Raw genomic sequence first — 18,529 nt, forward strand, 5'->3', positions numbered from 1 at the left:
AGTTAACTTTTTACAACAGCTAATATTCTAGCATCAAACTCTTCAATAATTTTCTTTACTAAAGGATGTTCTTTTATCTCTTGATCATCCTTTTTCTCATTCAAAATTTTTTCAGTTCTTTTTTTTAACGTTAAATTTAAATTTTTCTCTAAAGAAATTTTATTTTCTATTTCACCTCTTTTATCTTCAATAATTAATTCTTCTACTCCTAATAACTTTGACAAATAAGCAAGATTAAAAAATAAAAGCTCTAAATCTAAAATGGGGTCAACATTTTTTAAAATAGTCCTCTGAGCTTCTACAACCATTTGCCAACTAGCATGAATTCTTTTTATTCCAAACTGTTTAGATAAGTTAATCCAGTAGTCTAATTTATCTCTTTCCCAACCTAAAATCTTATTTGCCTCATTTTTAAGTTGAGCAATTAAAAATAAATTACGCCAATACAATCCAAATTCTTTTATAAAAAAACCTAAATCCAGTCCCTGCTCTCTTAAATATTCCACTAAGTTGTGTAGCTCTATTAAATTTTCTTGAATTAAACTTTCAAACAATCTTTGAAATAATTCTTCTCCTGCCAACCCTAAAATTTTTCGCACATCTTCTTCTTGAAGTTCATTTCCTGATAAAGCCAAAACTTGAGCTAATAAAGACATTGAATCGCGAATAGAACCATCTGCTCTTTTTGCAATTAAACTAATAGCTTGGAGTTCATACTTTATGCCTTCTAAATTCAAAATATTTTGAAGATGAGACTCAATTTGACTTTGAGTCAAAGCATTAAACACATAATGCTGAGATCTACTAATAATAGTGATAGGAAATCTTTCTGGTTCTGTAGTAGCAAAAATAAAAACACAATGTTTGGGGGGTTCTTCTAAAGTCTTTAAAAAAGCATTAAAGGCTGCTTTTGAGAGCATATGAGCTTCATCAATAATAATGACTTTGTAGTTCCCAGAAATAGGAGGTAAAAAAACATCTTCTCTTAATTTTCGAACATTATCAACGCCTGTGTGAGATGCTCCATCTATTTCTAAGACATCAGGAGAAATGCCTTTAGTTATAGCAATGCAATTAGAACATTTATTACAAGGTTCAGCTGTAGGGAATTTTTCACAATTAATTGTTTTTGCTAAAATTCTTGCTATTGTTGTCTTTCCAACCCCTCTTGTCCCACTAAATAGATAAACATGGGCCACTTTGTTTTCCAAAGCAGCCCGCGAAAGAACCTGTTTTATAAAATCTTGCCCTACTACCTCGGCAAAGGTCTGAGGACGATATTTTCTAGTTAGCTGAATACTCATTTAAATCTCAAATTTAGTAAGCCAACCAGCGTATTTTAAATTATCACCCTTTACTATTTTAAAATATTCACTTTGTAATAATAATGCAGTTGGACCTGCTTGCCCACTTCCAATAACTCTTCGATCTACCTCTCTAATAGGAGTTACTTCTGCTGCTGTTCCACAGAAAAATGCTTCATCAGCACTATATAATTCATCTCTTGTAAAACGTTGTTCAACTACCTCATATCCCATGTCCTTAGCCAAAGTTATTAAACTATCTCGAGTTATTCCTGGTAAAATAGAATCTAAAGGAGGAGTTTTTATAATACTGTTACGAACAATAAATATATTTTCCCCAGTAGCTTCAGCAACATATCCTTCTGGATCAAGCATTAAAGCCTCATCATAACCATCTGCCACTGCTTCTCGTTTTGCCAAAACAGAATTAACATAATTACCACATACTTTTGCCTTGGTCATCATAATATTAACATGATGTCTTGTAAAAGAAGAAGTTTTTACTCTTATACCTTTTTTTAAGGCTTCTTCCCCTAAATAAGCTCCCCACGGCCAAACAGCTATAACTAAATGAACAGGATTTTTACCAGGATGCACTCCCATAGCTCCGCTACCAATAAAAGCTAAAGGACGAATATATCCTTCCTCTAGTTTATTTACTTTTAGAGTCTCTACAATAGCTTCTGCCACTTCTTCTACAGAAAATGGAATCTCCATTTCTACAGCTTTGGCAGAATGAAAAAGCCTTTGAACATGTTCTTTTAATCTAAAAACAGCAGATCCACCTTCTATACATTTATAGCATCTAATTCCCTCAAATACCCCCACACCATAATGTAAAGTATGAGTAAGTACATGAACATTAGCCTCTTCCCATGGTACTAATTCACCATCAAACCAAATTTTTTCTGTTTTTAACATAACGCCTCCACCCATTAAATTTTATATCTTTTCTTTAACTCCTTCCCCTAAAATATATTTTTAAGGGAACCATTTCCAGGTTAAAAAGATTCCTTATTTTATTTTCCAAAAACCTTTTATAGGAAGCTTTTATCAAACTAGGATTATTCACAAAAAACACAAACTCTGGTGGATAAACATCGGTCTGAGTAACATAATAAAATTTAAGCCTTTTACCTCTAACTATAGGAGGTTGATGTTTGTGTTGTACCTCTCTTAACAACCTATTTAACTCAGAGGTAGAAATCCTAATTCCTGATTTTTCCCAAACCTTCTCTGCTAAAGGAACAAGGCTACCCATCCCTGCTCTGGTTACAGTAGAGGTAAAAACTACAGGAACATAACTACAAAATCTCAGCTCATAAGCTATTTCTTCTTTTATTCTTTTTAACTCATTTTCTTTTAATAAATCAATTTTATTAACCAAAACAATAAACGGAATATGTTCTCTCTGCAAAAAAGAAATAAGTTTTTTGTCCTGATGGCATATACCTTCTAAAGCATCTACCATCAAAAAAACAATATCTGATCTTTTACTGGTTTTTAACGCCCTCAGAACACTAAATCGTTCTAAACTTCCTTCAATATTACTTTTACGCCTAACTCCTGGAGTATCAATTAAAATATAGTGCCTACCATTCTTTTCAATTACAAGATCCACACAATCTCTAGTTGTGCCAGGGACAGAACTAACTATTTGTTTTTTTCTTCCAAATAACTCATTAACTAAAGAAGATTTCCCTACATTTGGCCTTCCTAAGACACAAAGTTTTAGTCCTTGTTCCTCCATCTGAATGTTATCTTTACTTTGCACAAAAGGTAAATTTTCTACAACCTGATCCAATAAAAATCGCACATTATAACCATGAGCTGCGGATACAGCGACCATTGGAAACCCTAAACCATAAAAATCTGAAATTAAGAGATCTTCTTGCTCAAATCCATCTACTTTATTCACCACAAGTAAAGTATTTTTATTAGCTTGTCGGAGTAACCTCGCTACTTCTTTATCCTGAGGAGTAAGACCATCTTTTCCATCCACCACAAATAACACTAAATCTGCATCACTTAAGGCTTCTTCAGCCTGAACTAAAATCTCTTTTTCAAATTCATCCTCACCCTCTAAAACTAATCCTCCTGTGTCAACTAAAGCAAATTTTACTTTTTCATGTATTACCTCTCCGTAAATATTATCACGAGTAACACCTGGCAAATTATGAGTTAAGGATTTCTTTTTTTTAAGTAAACGATTAAATAATGTCGACTTACCAACGTTAGGTCGACCTAAAATTACTACTAAAGGTATCATCTTTTTCTTCTTCTAATGTATAAATATTTCCATAATGCAAAACTACTTTTACAATATTAGCCAATTTCTACAAAATTTAAAAATACAATAAAAAAATTAATCTCCCTTTTTAATACGCTCTGCAATCTCTTTAGCAACCTTAACGCCAGAGAGCAACATCCCGCCAAAGATTGGCCCCATTCTATAAGAACCAAAACAAGCATTAGCAGCCATCCCACATACATATATGCCAGGAAATGCCTCTTGAGTATTTTTTAATGTATTTTCTTCAGCCACCTCTGCCCACATAGATTTCTCTCCTTCTATTTCTCCTGAAGGAGTAAAAAGCTTTATATCATTCTTTCTAACCAATGTCTTTAAAACTTCTGTATCGTGTCCTGTAGCTTCAATTACAAACTTTGTTTCTAAAACTAAAGGATCTACATGTAAGCCAGCCATTTCTACAGGACTATAGTTTACTACCAAGCCAGAAACTCTTTTCTTACCATTCTCTTCTCGAATAACCACATCTTCTACACTCATACAATTAAATACTTTTACTCCAGCAAGACATGCCTTTGAAGCTAAAGTGGTAGTAGCCAAAACAGCATCTACAGTAAAATAACCCGTTTTATACTCTTTAGTAGGAATACCAAGATCTTCTAAAATTTCTCTACCTTGCTCCTGAACAACTATATAATTAAAGGTCATTCCACCTCCCCACATTCCTCCACCAATAGAAAGCTTTCGCTCAAATAAGGCCACTTTAAATCCCTCTTTAGCCAAATAATATCCTGCAGTCATTCCAGAAGGTCCGCCTCCAACTATAGCTACATCTAAAGAAAGACTACTTTTAAAGTCCTCAAAATAACGGGAAATAATGGCTTCTGAAATAATTTTCTCTTCTAACATATTATTCTCCTTATATTTTTTTCTACTCATAACATAAAATTATCATCTTTTTTTACCTAATTGCAACAAAATACATTCCTTACAGGATAAACAACCTTGAGTTAAAGGTAAAGAGTTTTCCTTTTATCCAAATAATCTCCCTATTTTTCCAAACTGTTAAATAAAAACACAAATATTAACAATTAAGTTTATATATTAAAAATGTAATTTAAAGAAAAATATTTTCCTAAGAATTTTAATTTTACCATTGACAAAAAAGAAAAAATCTACCAATCCTCTCAACTCTAACCTAGACAAACTAAAATATAGTATTGCAAGGCATCTATTTTATTGTTAAAAGATACTATGCTAAAAAAGATAATTAAATCAATATCTCTTGAATTTCCAGATCCAACCTTAGAACAAGCATTTAAACAAGAACAAATAAAAAATTATTTAAATTATATGCGATTTTCTATCCTGATAGGAGCACTTATATACATTTCCTTTACTCTTTTAGACCAAATTATTACGCCAGATGTAGCATACACTGCTAGACTAACTAGAATAATAGTTATTTCTATAATATTCTTTCCAATTTTTATATCAACCTTTTTTAAAAAATTTCATCAATATATTTATATTTTTTTAGTTATAATTATAATTTCAACAGCAGCAAGTATTATTTTTATAATGTATATATCGCATTCAAATTATGCTCATCTCCATTTTGCAGGAATAATTTTGGTATTTTTCTATTCTTATACATTTTCTCATCTATTGTTCAAATTTGTTAATATATCATCTATAGTAATATGGACAATTTATACTATATATGCTATTGGAAAATTCAATACAAATCATGTCTTATTTTTAATAGACACTAGCTTCCTTCTTGGATCTTTTATAGCATCTGTATATGCTGGATATTCTTTAGAACAATTTTCTAGGTTAAATTTCATAGCATTGAAAGAATTAAAAGAAGAAAAAGATAAATTAAAGCTTGCTAGTTTTATAGACTATTTAACAAAATTATATAATAGAAGATATATGGAAATACGTCTAAAAGAGGCAATAAATCTTTATCAAAGAGAAAAAATACCTATATCTATTCTATTTATCGATTTAGATAATTTTAAAATCATAAACGACAATTATGGACATGACTTTGGAGATATTGTTTTAAAACAAATAGCTATTACCATGAATACTGTATTGCGCGATAAAGATATTGTTTTTAGATATGGAGGAGATGAATTTTGTATTCTTCTATTTAATACTGATTTAAACCAAAGTCTTCAAATTGGAAGACGTATTTTAAATCAACTAAAAAATATAAAATATATCAATCAACATCCAGTCACTCTTAGTTTTAGTGGCGGGGGTCTTACTTTAAATCCTAAAATAAAAACAGTTAATGATATTATAAAAAAAGCAGATAATCTTCTTTATAAAGCAAAAAAACAAGGAAAAGCAACTTTACTAACTGAGAATCTATAACCCCTTAAAATCATAAGGAAACCTAAAAATATCTTTTTCTGTTATAATTGCAGAAACTAAATGTGCTGGTGTAATATCAAAAGCAAAGTTTAAAACATCTACATTATCAGGTATAATTTTTTTATCATTAATAAAAGCAACTTCTTTTTTAGGCCTTTGTTCTATATTTATATCATCTCCTTTAGCTGTATTAGGATCTATAGTATAAAGAGGTGCAGCTACATAAAAAGGTATATTATGTTCTTTTGCTAATAAAGCTACGCCATAAGTGCCAATCTTATTGGCAACATCTCCATTCACTGCTATACGATCAGCTCCCACAATGACTTTATTTATCATTTTATTTTTCATTAAAAAAGCACACGCATTATCGCAAGCAACTTTAACCTCTATCCCATCTTTTGCTAATTCATAAGCAGTAAGCCTTGCCCCTTGTAAAAAGGGTCTGGTTTCATTAGCAATAACCTTTATTTGTTTTCCTTGCTCTACAGCTGCCCTTATAACTCCAAGAGCGGTTCCATATCCACCTGTAGCAAGTGCCCCAGCATTACAATGAGTCATAACAACATCTCCATCCTCTAATAAATCAGCTCCTAATTTGCCCATTTTTTGATTTATTTCTATGTCAAATTCATGCAAAGAAGTAGCTTCTTTTGTCCAAAAATCATATATTAATTGGGGATCTTTTATTTGTAGGTCTTCTAATTTATGACGCATCATATTCACTGCCCAACTTAAATTTACAGCTGTTGGTCTTGATGCTGCAAGATTTTCTAATCCCCTATATAACTTACCTTGCCAATCATCATATTTGCTTATTTCTTTAATTAAAATACAACATCCATAAGCTGCAGTAATTCCAATTGCAGGTGCCCCCCGAATAACCATTTCTTTAAGAGCATAAATCACATCTGTTAAAGTTTTGCATATAAACCAATCTTCTTTTTCAGGTAAAAAGCGCTGATCTAATAATTTTAATATTCCATTCACCTTATCAAATTGAATATGATTCATTTTCTCCCTCTTTTATCTCGGCTAGACTAACTTTTTTTGTAAAATAGAATTAACTAGTTGTGGATTAGCCTTGCCTTTTGTTGCTTTCATAACTTGACCTACAAAAAATCCTTGAAGCTTTTTTTCTCCATTTTTATATCTTTCCACTTCTTTAGGAAAGTTATCTAATATTTTTTCAATAATAGCTTCTAATTCTGAGCTATCAGATATTTGAATTAAACCTTTTTCTTTTACATACTTTTCAGGATCATCACCTGATAATACCAAATGCTCAAAAATATTTTTACCTATTTTTCCACTAATAAGTCCCTTATTAATTAACTCAAGTAAATTATATAATTGAAAAGGTGTAAACTTTGACTCTTTTAAACCTAACTTATGCTCATGCAATACTCTTAAAAGCTCAGATAATATCCAATTACTTACTTTTTTAGGATTTGCTCCTAATTCTACAGTTTTTTCAAAAAAATCAGCCAAATCTTTCTCTGCTGTCAAAGTAAGGGCCTCATCTTGGCCTAATCCATAATTTTCCTTAAAGCGTTTAAATTTACTCTCTGGAAGCTCTGGCAGGCTCTTTTTAATCTCATTAATCCAATTTTCATCTAACACTAATGGTACTAAGTCAGGATCAGGAAAATAACGATAATCATGTGCCTCTTCTTTACTCCTCATGGGTTTAGTAATATTTTTTTGAGGATCGTAAAGTCTAGTTTCTTGAACAACTTCTTCTCCATCTAAAACCAAGTCTATTTGTCTCTCAATCTCATATTCTAAAGCTTTCTGAACATGTCGAAAAGAATTAATATTCTTTATCTCTGTTCTAATACCAAATGTATTTTCTCCTTTAGGCCTAATAGATACATTAGCATCGCACCGAAAGCTTCCTTCTTCCATGTTACCATCACAAATATCTAAATAGACCAAAATAGAACGCAAAGCTTTTAAATAAGAAACCGCCTCTTCAGGACTTCTTAAATCTGGTTCTGAAACTATTTCCAACAAAGGAACACCTGTTCTATTTAAATCTATAAAACTTTCTGAGCTAGAATGAATCGATTTACCAGCATCTTCCTCCATATGAATACGAGTGATCCCAATCTTTTTATCACCCTTATTAGTTTGAATAACAAGATACCCATGTTCAGCTATAGGCAATTCATATTGAGATATTTGATAACCTTTAGGCAAATCAGGATAAAAATAATTTTTTCTAGCAAATATAGAATAAGTATTTATTGTACAATTTACAGCTAATCCCATTTTTATAGCAAATTCTACAACCTTTTTATTTAAAATTGGTAAAACTCCTGGCATTCCTGTACATACAGGACAAGTATTAACATTTGGCTCATCACCAAAAGCTGTAGAGCAACTACAAAAAATTTTACTTTTAGTTTTAAGCTGCGCATGGACTTCTAACCCAATCACACTTTCAAATTCCATCCTTGCCTCCCTAATTATCAACTTACTATAAATGTATTTTTATTACTTTTTATTATATAATTCAGGATTTAAACTTGGATCGTTATACATTTTAAATTGAAAATAAACTTTTGGAACTTTTTTACCTAAAAAATATTCATCAATTAAATAAAATAAAGAATTTTTTAGATCTTTATGTTGCTCTTTTAAAATGTTTAACTTTTTTTTACAATTAATAACATGTTTATCATCAACATCTGTTCTAAACAACTGTTCATTCATATGATAAATTTTTAAACTTAAAATAGATAATCTATCTAATACTGAACCTATTGTTTCTGTATTATAAACTTTATATTTTACTGAAGGTAAAAATGGTAGTATATTATGCATTATCCACAAATCGATCTTTTCAATCCAATCATTCCTACATTGATTTAATTTATCAATATCTCTTTTACATTGAGCAATAACACTATCATCAACGTCAATACGTCTTGCCCTATCTTCAACATGCCATAATTTAAAATTACACAAATGTTCTCTTTTCACAATATTCTCTAAACTAAGATTATCTCTTATTTCAAATATATTGATGTCCTCTTCTTTTAAGTGCCATTCAACTACACTTTCAATTTGAAAACTAATACATTTATCAACTAAATTTTTAAATTTTTCTTTATTCATTTTTCCTCAATATCAAATATAACTTTATTCTATCTTTTAAGTGACCTGCTATAAATTCTGCCTTGTCTCCTGAACCACAAAAAAGATCTAAATGATCCTTTACAATAGCTCCTCCTGTATCTTGAGCTAAAAAGATAGAAGCAAATTTTTGCGAAACATCAGTTTGCAAAGGCAATTCTCCCTCTCCTATAACAATACTTCCCCAGGGCAAAAACGAATTATCACTAGCTACACTTACCCACGGTGTCAACGGCTGCGATATACACCCAAATGGCCCCTTATCTGCTAATTTAAAAAACACATAACTAGGATTGGCCCACATTAAATCATCTACTAACTCTGGATGCATTTCTAAGGTATGAAAAATTGTTTTAAGATTTACTTTCTCTGCTTTAAGCAATCCTTTTTTTACCAACACTCTTCCTAAAGAAACATACTGTCTACCATTCTTTCCAGCAAATAAAACATGTTTCACTGTTCCATCGGGAAATATAAGCCTTCCTGAGCCTTGAATATGTAAAAAAAATAGTTTCACTTTATCTTTTACCCAAGCAATTTCTAACCCTCTTCCCTCAAGAGCACCATTATCTATTTCTTCACGAGAAAAATAAGGCTCTATTTTATCTCCTAAAATTCTATAATATAATCTTTGCCCCTTAAATCGTGGATGAAATTTTCCCAAGTCTACTACTTTTAAATCATCAGGCAAACCATAAATAGGATATTTATACTCTTCTGTTTTAACATAATTTGCCTCTAACCAAGGTTCATAATATCCTGTTAAAAGAGTATCTGTAGACAATACATAAACATTAAAAAGACGAGAAAATTCTGTTATATTCTCCCACAATAAATCTATATTATCCATTAAACTCAATGCTGTATATAATAAATCACCATAAGTACAAGTCAAAGTCCCTCTATTTAATACAATTTTATTAGGATTTTGTTTAATTAAAAAGTCAATTTGATAATTCAAGGCATTTATAAGCTGATCTCTGGAAGCAATAAATTGGCGTGATACTTTTTTAAATAAAATTTTTTTTTGATATAAAGATAAATTTATCTCTGGAGGTGGAGATTTAAAAGTACAAGCAAAAATACTTACACAACAAATTAAAAAAAATAATTTTTTTTTCATTTTAACCATTAACTAATTTAATCAAACTAGCATCAAAATATTTACCAACACCATACTCTTTACGTCTAAAAAATTTATCAGGAGAAGGTCCAATAATTTGCATCTCAGGATATTTTTTTTGTTCTTCTAAAGCAATTTGCATTTCTTTAGTACAGCCAGTGGAAAATGTTGCATCCTTTCCTGCCCATACAGGAGGTACTTTTTGTCCCATTAACTCAAAACTCTTTTCTATATCTTCTACTGTTTGAAAGCGCCAAATATCTATTAGACCACTTCTTTGTACCATCTCCCACATATACATTAAATCATCTCCATCCATTCCAGGCTCAAAGTGTTCAGCAGGATTAATAATAAATGTTCCTTCTAGTTTACTTCTCAAATAATTTACAAAAGTATTTAAAACTTTTATTGCTGTTTGAGTCTGTCCTGGGATACTTCCTACAATAGCACTATAAAACATAACTTTCTGGCCACTTGCGTGAGCTTTTCTCATTTCTTCTTTAATTTCTTCTGCTTTAGCAATAATCTCATTTTCTGTAATTTTACGCACTTTTGGACTTTTTTCTTTATACTCAAAACATACTTTTCCATTTTTATCTCTGTAGCAGACAACTATGTCTCTAGTAAATAAATGAGAAGTTAATATTAGACGACGATAATTACCATATCCCTTCGCAATAATAAAATCACATTCTTTCCAAGACCTTGCAAAAGTAACACTACTTCTGCATAAGTTAAGTCTCTCTCTCGTTCCATCTGAAATAACAACAAGATCATGCTCTTTTAATTTATAAAGAAGATCTTTTTTAGAAATTTTATTATTTGAGATAAAATAAGCTTTTTTCAAAACTTTTTGCAAAACCAAATCATTATCCATATCCCAAAAAGTAGGATAATCAAAATAAAATCCTTTTTTAAAAGATAAAATAACTTTACATCCTAATCTTAACAAAACATTTACAATTAATAAATCTATAATAAGCCCTCCTGCACTATCAGGTAAATAGAGAATCTTTAAAGACCGAGACCTGTCTTCACCCATCATTTTTTCCAAAGCAAATCGAAATTTCTTAAATTCCAAGGCATATTCTTTTAACTCAAAATCATATTTCTTGTTAAACTCCCCTTTTGTCCAAATAGAGTCCATTTGAGATAAATAAAACAACCTAGAAAGCTCAAACATATCTAATTCCCAACGCAAATCTCCTAAACTCTGACAAGTCATTTTTTCGGCAGGGCAAATATCTACTATTTTTCTAAATTGCTCAGAATTAACAAAATCAAACGCTTGTTGGTTAAACCATTGTTTCCTAACCTCATATGGATCATGAACCACACATTGAGAAAGCAAAATAGTAATTAAACGTTTAGCAAGTCTAGTAGGAATTAAAATCATATTTTTATAGGCTTGTTGAAATTTATACCTCCATAAGTTAACCAATTTTTTACGCACATAATCATCTAAAGGCATAGCATTTAAAAGTAAAACCAATCGTTTCCAGGTATAAAGATATTCTTTTTTTAAGTCTTTACTAAGCTCGCCTTTTAAAAGATTTAATAAAAGCCAATCAGTACAAGGAGCAAATACCTGATCTTCTTCCAAATCAACCATAAATTTAATCTGCTCTGGTGATGCATTATCTTCTGGATTTGCCAAAGGTTCTAAATCATTTTCAGTCATAAAGTTTAATATCCAAGCATCTAAAATAGGATCCTTACCATAATAAAGATCCCTTACCGAATGAATATTAGAAGGAAATTTTAACATTGTAATATTCCTTTATTTTTTAAACGAGTTACAAATCCAGATTCTTTTTTTTGAATTAAAATAAAACTCTTCTTACATACACTTATATTCAATTTAACTTGAGGTGGTAATAAAATACCTTTTTGTCCATCTATAGTTAGCATGGCTTCAGATTGAAAAGAAGTTAAAACGATTTGAAGTTTAGTTGACTTTGGTAATACAAAACTAGGTAAAGGACATAAAAAAGGACAAATAAAAGTTAAAACAAATGCTTTTAACTCAGGAAATAATAAAGGTCCGCCAGCTGAAAAATTATAAGCACTAGATCCTGTAGGTGTTGCAGCAATTACTCCATCAGCTCGAACTGTAAACTTTTCCTCTTTATTAATTGTTATTTCAAATTCTAAAAGCCTTGCTAATCCAGTACGATGCAAAACAATATCATTTACTGCCACACCCTTTTCTTCTAAGCTAGGAATATCATAGTTTAACTCCAATCGATTACTAAGTCTAAAATTACCTTGCAAAATATTTTCTAAACTTTCTTGCCAGCTATCTGCCTCTAATTCTGCCATAAATCCCACACGACCAAAGTTAAATCCTAAAAAAGGAACCTCTGGCAGAATCATCTTTCGCGCTACACTCAGTAAAGTCCCATCTCCTCCTACCACGATTACTAAATCTATATTCTTTGAATTAACTTCAATGGTTTTCCCTTCTAAACGATTAAAAAAAATTTCTACTTTTATTCCTCTAATATTTAAAAAAGATTTTATTTGTTGGCTCAACTCTAATGCTTTTTCATCACCATATTTTAAAACTAATAAAATATTTTTAAAATAACTGGACATCATTTAACGAACAAATTTTTTAGGGTTAATATTATATTTTTTAATTTTATAATTTATAACTCTATAGCTTGCTTTAAGTTCTCTTGCTACCTGCAACATATTTCCTTTTGCTTTTTTTAATGCTTCTATTAAAATCTCTTGCTCAAATTTAGCCACCGCTTCTGCAAAAGGAAGTTGAATATCTGTTGCTGAACTTTCTGCTGTTTGAAGAGTTGGCGGAAGATGATAAGTTCTAATAACTTCTTCATTACAAATAAGAACTGCTCTTTCCATACAATTTTTTAATTCTCTTACATTTCCTGGCCAATGGTATTGAACTAAAAGATCAATAGCAGGAGTAGAAATTCTTTTTATCTTTTTATTATACTCATTAGCATAATACTCTAAAAAATGCTCTGCTAAAGGTAAAATATCATCTCTTCTTTCTCGTAAAGCAGGAATATACACAGGAAATACATTTATTCTAAAGTAAAGATCCTCTCTAAATTTTTTCTCTTGAATTAATTTTTCCAAAGGTTGATGAGTAGCACACACTATCCTAACATCTACTTGAATAACTTTTTCTCCTCCAACACGCTGAATCTCCCCTTCTTGAATTGCTCTAAGTAATTTAGCCTGAGCCTCTAGACTTAATTCTGCAATTTCATCTAAAAACAAAGTTCCTTTATGAGCCAATTCAAATTTTCCCTTTTTAGTATGAATAGCTCCTGTAAAAGCTCCTTTTTCATGTCCAAATAACTCAGACTCTATTAAATCTGCTGGCAAAGCAGCGCAATTTAGCTTAATAAGAGGCCCATCCTTTACTTTACTAAGTTTGTGAATAGCCTCTGCTATCAACTCTTTACCTGTCCCAGATTCTCCTCTAAGTAAAACAGTAGCCTTAGAAGGAGCTACCTGGGAAATTTGGGTCATAATTTTAGACATTGCTTTTGAAGAAAATACTATTTTCTCTTTTTGAACTTCACTCTCATCACCCTTACCAAATTCAGGTAAGAAATGTTTCTTAGTAAGCTCATCCTGGAGATAAGAGGTATGCCGTGCGATAATAATAGCTAATAATTCTAAAAACTCACTTTGTTCTTTAAGAATTTCAAGAGAACGCCTGGGTATATCTGCTGTTAAAACACCAAAAATCTCAGCTAAGCCATCATTATTTTTTAACAACACAGGAACAGCAATAAAGGAAAGCCTTTTTAAATCTTGAATATCTCTATTAAAAGCCAAATTCAAAAACCGAGGCTCATCTCCCATTACAGGGACAATAATTGGCTTTTTTTCTTTGACCACCTGTCCAATTATACCCTCTCCAGGAGCATATGTCTTTTGAGGAACTTTGGCATAACCAGAATAAATGGTAAATTCTATCATTTGGGAAATGGGATCAAAAATAGCCAAAGACATATGGCGATATCCCATCTTTTTAGCTACATGTTCTAAAAGATGGGTAAGCCCCTCCCTTAAAGGCTTTGAAAAAGAAAGTTCTAAAACTGCTTCTTTTAAAATATCTAAATAGTGCATGGGATTAATTTTTTTGCCACTTCAATAGCTTGTAGGTTTACCTCCACAATCTTTGGTTTTAAATATTTCTTTATACCCTTTTCCAAGTCATTTACTGTGATTTCTATTTTATTTAAAGCCAAAAATGCTGCCAGCAAAATAGTATTAGCAACCTGTGGCACTCCAAGTTTTTCAGCTTCTTCTAATACGGGTAAAAAATAACTTTTTTCAGCACAATCTTCACACTTCTTCTTTATATCTTGCAAAGAAGGATAAGTATCTTGCCCTAAAGAAACTCCTATGGGAAACAAAGGATTCTCACTAGAAACAACTAAACCTTTTTTTAACTTTAAAAAAGGTAAAGCTCTAAGAGTCTCTAATGGTTCAAAACCTAAAAGCACATCTGCCTCACCTAAATTTATTTTAGGGCTCAAATATCCTCCCAATAACACAAAAGTATGAACAACTCCTCCTCGTTGAGCCATTCCATGAATTTCTCCAGCAGTAACAGGAATTCCCTTATCTAAGGCCAAAGTAGCAAACAAATTAGTAACTGTTAAAGTTCCTTGTCCACCTACTCCTGCAAAAAAAATTCTTACCAAAGACATATTAACTCCTTTCAAACCTACCTAAATTCAGTTTAATACAATAATTGTATTTTTAAAATAACAAGTTAATTTACGTATTTATTTTTTACTTTGCTTTTATATGTTCACAAATTTGCAAACACACCATGCAACCAGAGCAAAGAGCTTCATCTATTTTTACTTTACCTTCCTCAATAAAAAAAGCAGGACAAGCTAATTCTTGAACACACTTTAGACAATTATCACAGTTTTCTGTAATATAGGCTTTTTTATCCTTTTTTATACCCATCACTTTGCGAGCAAAAAGAGGACACGGCTCTTCAGAAATAAGTACCCTCACTCCATCAAGATTTTTAAGTTCTTCTAAAGCTTTTATTAATGCCTTTTGATTTAAAGCTCTTACTTTTTTTACTTGAGATACTCCTATAGCCCTTACAATTGGCTCTATTTCTATAGGCGTTACATCTTGGGACATTTTTTCAGCACTCACTCCAGGATGCGGTTGATGTCCTGTCATAGCTGTAGTTTTATTGTCTAAAATAACTAATAGAATATTATGCCTATTATATACCGCATTTACTAACCCTGTAAGGCCTGAATGGAAAAACGTAGAGTCTCCAATAAAAGCCACCACTGGTTTATCCACAACTTTGGCCATGCCACTACCCGCAGAAATAGAAGATCCCATACATAAAAGGAAATCTGCCATTTTTAAAGGCGGTAAAATTCCCAAAGTATAACAACCTATATCTGAAGAATAATAAGCATCATCTCCAAAAACCTTACGAACTGCATAATAAGTAGAGCGATGAGGACATCCTGCACACAAATTAGGTGGTCTATTAGCAAGATTTTTCTCTTCCTCACATAATTTAACTTCAGTAATACTTTCTCCCATAAATTTTGAGAGGGCCTTAGCAATTAAGGTGGTAGAATACTCTCCAAATCGTGGCAAACCAATATTTTTGCCCATAATTTCTATGGAAACTTTTTGCTTCTGAACCAATGCTCTAACTTCTGTTTCTAAAATAGGTTCTAATTCCTCTAAAATTAAAACTTTTTCCACTCCATCTAAAAAATTCAGAATTAACTTTTCACTTATAGGATAAGTAAATCCAAGCTCTAATACCTTTATTTTATTTAATTGAGGAAAATCTTTTAAAACATCATGTAAATAGGCTCTACTTATTCCTGAAACAACTATACCTAACTTTCCTGTTCCCCAAATTTTATTAAAAGAAGATTTGTTCACTTCTTCTTTTATTTCTTCCAATTTAGATAATAAAACTTTATGTCGTTCTCTAGCCACTACAGGAATAGGAACAAATCTAAAAGACACTTTTTGAAATTCAGCCTTTGTTATCGCAGGTTGTACTTCCTCAAATACCACCTTTCCTCTTAAATGATTCACTCTAGTTGTAGTCCTTAACACAAACGGCTGCTCATATTTTTTTGATAACCTAAAAGCTTCTTTGGTCATATCTTTACATTCTTGAGCAGAAGCTGGTTCAAAACAAGGAAATCCGCCTAATCTAGCATAATAACGATTATCCTGTTCATTTTGACTAGAATGACAAAAAGGATCATCTGCACTTAAAATCACCATTCCACCAGGTGTTCCAATATAAGCCAAAGTCATTAAAGGATCAGCTGCTACATTTACTCCTACATGTTTCATAGTAACCATACTTGGCACACCTGCTAAGGTAGCTCCTCCAGCTACTTCCATAGCCACTTTTTCATTAGTAGAATATTCAAAATAATAGCTTCCCTCATTTTTCAAACGATAAAAAGTATCAGGGACCTCTGAAGATGGGGTTCCTGGATAACAAGAAACAAACCCAACTCCTGCCTCAATTGCTCCCCTTACAATGGCTTGATTACCAAGAAGTAAATGTTGATCTCCACTTTTTCCTTTAACAAGTATATCCATATCTTACCCCTGCATTTCTTCTTCTATTTTTTTTAATTTATAATCAAGATAAGTAGTATCCTCGCCTTGAGATAAAGTTTTTAATTCTTGATAAAACGCATAAGCATTTTTTAGATCCCTAGTTTTTTCAGCCAAAAAGGCTTTTTTATATAAAACTTCTTTTTTATAATCTGATGGTATTTTGTCTTCTGCAGATTTTAAAAGCTGATAAGCAGTCTTATACTTATCTTTATCTATCAACAAATTAACTTCAGTTAAAATGCAAATAGGATAAATATCCACATCCATATTTTCTAACTTTTTAAATACATTTAAAGCCTTTTGTTCTTGTTTTTGAGCAACATAAATTTTTGCCAATTCTATATAAACAGCAGGCTTCAATCTATCTGGAGCTTTATTTAAAAAATTCTCTAAATCCTGGGCCTTATTTTTAGAACTAACCAAAATTACACCCAATTCATTTTTTGCTTTTTGCAAAGTTTGGGTTTGATAATACTTAACTCCTGAATAAATACCCACTGCCAAAACAATAGCTCCCAATGTATAAGCAATGGGCTTAATATTGTTTAAAATCTTTTCCAAAAGTGGATGAACTGTTTCATCAACTTCTGCTTCTATCTGTTCCAAAATTTGAGGTCCTTGCTCTTTCATCTTAATTCTCCTTTTTCTTTTTTACTTCTTGTCTCAACCAATCATACCACGCATTCAAACCTTCTCCTGTTCGTGCAGAAACAGGAAAAATATCTATATCTGGATTCAAACTTTTAGCAAAATTAGATGCTTTTTCTACACTAAAATCAACATAAGGCAATAAATCTATCTTATTTAAAATCATTACCTTTGATTCTGCAAAAATAAGGGGATATTTTTCTGGTTTGTCATCTCCCTCAGTAACGCTCAAAATAGTTACTTTATAATCTTCTCCTACTGTAAACTCTGCAGGACAAACTAAATTACCAACATTTTCCACAAATAAAATATCAACGCCATTCAAGTCTATTTTATTCACTGCTTCTAATACCATACTGCTATCTAAATGACATCCTCCATCTGTATTAATTTGAATAGCCTGAGCTCCTGTTGCTGCAACGCGTTTAGCATCGTTATTAGTTTGCACATCTCCTTCAATTACAGCCATTTTAAACTCATTTTTTAAATCAGCTAAAGTTCTTTCTAAAGTAGTTGTTTTCCCAGCACCAGGAGAGCTCATTAAATTTAAGACCAAAATCTTTCGCTCTAAAAACATTTTTTTTAACTCTTGAGCAATGCGTTCATTTGCCTCTAAAATATTTCTTACAACCTGAATTTGCATACCCTTACTCCTTATTTATTCTGCTTCAATCTCTTCTATAATCAACTCTTTCCCAGAGATAATTTCATGACCAAACTCTGCTTTACAATAAGGACAATAGATTACTACAAATTCATCTGGATCAGGTGTAAATTCTCGCTTACATACTCTACACCTTGCTTTCAAAGGAACTTCTTCAGTAATTATCTCTGCCCCTTCCAAGGGAGTATCTGCTGTCAATACCTGAAAAGCTGTTTGTAAAGCCTCAGGCACTATAGCAGATATCTGACCATATTTTATCTTCACCCTTATTAACTTATTTACATTATGTTTGGCCATCTCTTCTTTAATTATCTTTAAAAGAGATTCAGCCACAGATAGTTCATGCATAAATTCTCCTAATCCATTAACAAAAA

Annotated in this window: 17 protein-coding genes; 1 reads left to right on the forward strand and 16 read right to left on the reverse strand. The window is 31.4% G+C overall.

Annotated features, from left to right (window positions below):
* Positions 1-2: 2 nt before the first annotated feature.
* From dnaX to BLP60_RS01755, 4 genes are all read right to left on the reverse strand, one after another.
* Entirely contained in the window at positions 3-1,304 is a 1,302-nt protein-coding gene (dnaX, locus tag BLP60_RS01740) for a DNA polymerase III subunit gamma/tau (RefSeq protein WP_092062432.1), read from the reverse strand.
* A complete protein-coding gene (locus BLP60_RS01745) occupies positions 1,305-2,225 on the reverse strand; it encodes a branched-chain amino acid transaminase (protein WP_234970925.1) in 921 nt (306 codons plus the stop codon).
* Positions 2,226-2,259: 34 nt separating this feature from the next.
* On the reverse strand, positions 2,260-3,573 hold the full coding sequence (gene der, locus BLP60_RS01750; protein ID WP_092062438.1) for a ribosome biogenesis GTPase Der: 1,314 nt from the start codon (positions 3,571-3,573) through the stop codon (positions 2,260-2,262).
* Between the two features lie 96 nt (positions 3,574-3,669).
* The gene (locus BLP60_RS01755; RefSeq protein ID WP_092062441.1) at positions 3,670-4,464 is read right to left on the reverse strand and encodes a sulfide-dependent adenosine diphosphate thiazole synthase; all 795 of its coding nucleotides are present in this window, start codon (positions 4,462-4,464) and stop codon (positions 3,670-3,672) included.
* A 345-nt stretch (positions 4,465-4,809) separates the two neighbouring features.
* On the opposite strand from BLP60_RS01755, the gene BLP60_RS01760 reads away from it, so the two are divergent.
* Complete coding sequence (locus BLP60_RS01760) at positions 4,810-5,943, forward strand: GGDEF domain-containing protein (RefSeq protein WP_092062444.1); 1,134 nt, start codon at positions 4,810-4,812, stop codon at positions 5,941-5,943.
* On the opposite strand, the gene mtnA is transcribed toward BLP60_RS01760, so the two are convergent.
* The 12 genes from mtnA to hypA form a co-directional block, all read right to left on the reverse strand.
* Positions 5,938-6,957, reverse strand: a complete 1,020-nt coding sequence (gene mtnA / locus BLP60_RS01765; protein WP_092062447.1) for an S-methyl-5-thioribose-1-phosphate isomerase — start codon at positions 6,955-6,957, stop codon at positions 5,938-5,940. The genes BLP60_RS01760 and mtnA overlap by 6 nt on opposite strands.
* A 21-nt stretch (positions 6,958-6,978) precedes the next feature.
* Positions 6,979-8,415 carry an Asp-tRNA(Asn)/Glu-tRNA(Gln) amidotransferase subunit GatB gene (gene gatB, locus BLP60_RS01770; protein WP_289626251.1) on the reverse strand — a complete coding sequence of 479 codons (1,437 nt, stop codon included), beginning with the start codon at positions 8,413-8,415 and terminating at the stop codon, positions 6,979-6,981.
* Positions 8,416-8,442: 27 nt separating this feature from the next.
* Positions 8,443-9,066, reverse strand: a complete 624-nt coding sequence (locus BLP60_RS01775) for a DUF4254 domain-containing protein (RefSeq protein ID WP_092062453.1) — start codon at positions 9,064-9,066, stop codon at positions 8,443-8,445.
* Positions 9,059-10,207 carry a murein transglycosylase A gene (gene mltA, locus BLP60_RS01780; protein WP_159427671.1) on the reverse strand — a complete coding sequence of 383 codons (1,149 nt, stop codon included), beginning with the start codon at positions 10,205-10,207 and terminating at the stop codon, positions 9,059-9,061. Before mltA ends, BLP60_RS01775 begins: the two co-directional genes overlap by 8 nt.
* A 1-nt stretch (position 10,208) precedes the next feature.
* A complete protein-coding gene (locus BLP60_RS01785; RefSeq protein ID WP_092062459.1) occupies positions 10,209-11,975 on the reverse strand; it encodes an ARMT1-like domain-containing protein in 1,767 nt (588 codons plus the stop codon).
* Positions 11,969-12,808 carry an NAD(+)/NADH kinase gene (locus BLP60_RS01790; RefSeq protein ID WP_092062462.1) on the reverse strand — a complete coding sequence of 280 codons (840 nt, stop codon included), beginning with the start codon at positions 12,806-12,808 and terminating at the stop codon, positions 11,969-11,971. Before BLP60_RS01790 ends, BLP60_RS01785 begins: the two co-directional genes overlap by 7 nt.
* Complete coding sequence (locus BLP60_RS01795) at positions 12,809-14,323, reverse strand: sigma-54-dependent Fis family transcriptional regulator (protein WP_092062465.1); 1,515 nt, start codon at positions 14,321-14,323, stop codon at positions 12,809-12,811.
* Positions 14,311-14,910 (reverse strand): indolepyruvate oxidoreductase subunit beta, encoded by a 600-nt coding sequence (locus BLP60_RS01800; protein WP_092062468.1) that lies wholly within the window; start codon positions 14,908-14,910, stop codon positions 14,311-14,313. The genes BLP60_RS01795 and BLP60_RS01800 overlap by 13 nt, the downstream gene beginning before the upstream one ends.
* Before the next feature lie 85 nt (positions 14,911-14,995).
* Positions 14,996-16,822, reverse strand: a complete 1,827-nt coding sequence (gene iorA / locus BLP60_RS01805; protein ID WP_092062472.1) for an indolepyruvate ferredoxin oxidoreductase subunit alpha — start codon at positions 16,820-16,822, stop codon at positions 14,996-14,998.
* Between the two features lie 3 nt (positions 16,823-16,825).
* Positions 16,826-17,473: a tetratricopeptide repeat protein gene (locus BLP60_RS01810; protein WP_092062474.1), complete on the reverse strand. Its 648-nt coding sequence runs from the start codon at positions 17,471-17,473 to the stop codon at positions 16,826-16,828.
* A gap of 1 nt (position 17,474) precedes the next feature.
* The gene (hypB, locus tag BLP60_RS01815) at positions 17,475-18,134 is read right to left on the reverse strand and encodes a hydrogenase nickel incorporation protein HypB (protein WP_092062477.1); all 660 of its coding nucleotides are present in this window, start codon (positions 18,132-18,134) and stop codon (positions 17,475-17,477) included.
* A gap of 15 nt (positions 18,135-18,149) precedes the next feature.
* The gene (gene hypA, locus BLP60_RS01820; protein WP_092062480.1) at positions 18,150-18,503 is read right to left on the reverse strand and encodes a hydrogenase maturation nickel metallochaperone HypA; all 354 of its coding nucleotides are present in this window, start codon (positions 18,501-18,503) and stop codon (positions 18,150-18,152) included.
* Positions 18,504-18,529: the final 26 nt, after the last annotated feature.

It is taken from the genome of Desulfonauticus submarinus (assembly GCF_900104045.1).
GTDB lineage: Bacteria > Desulfobacterota > Desulfovibrionia > Desulfovibrionales > Desulfonatronovibrionaceae > Desulfonauticus > Desulfonauticus submarinus.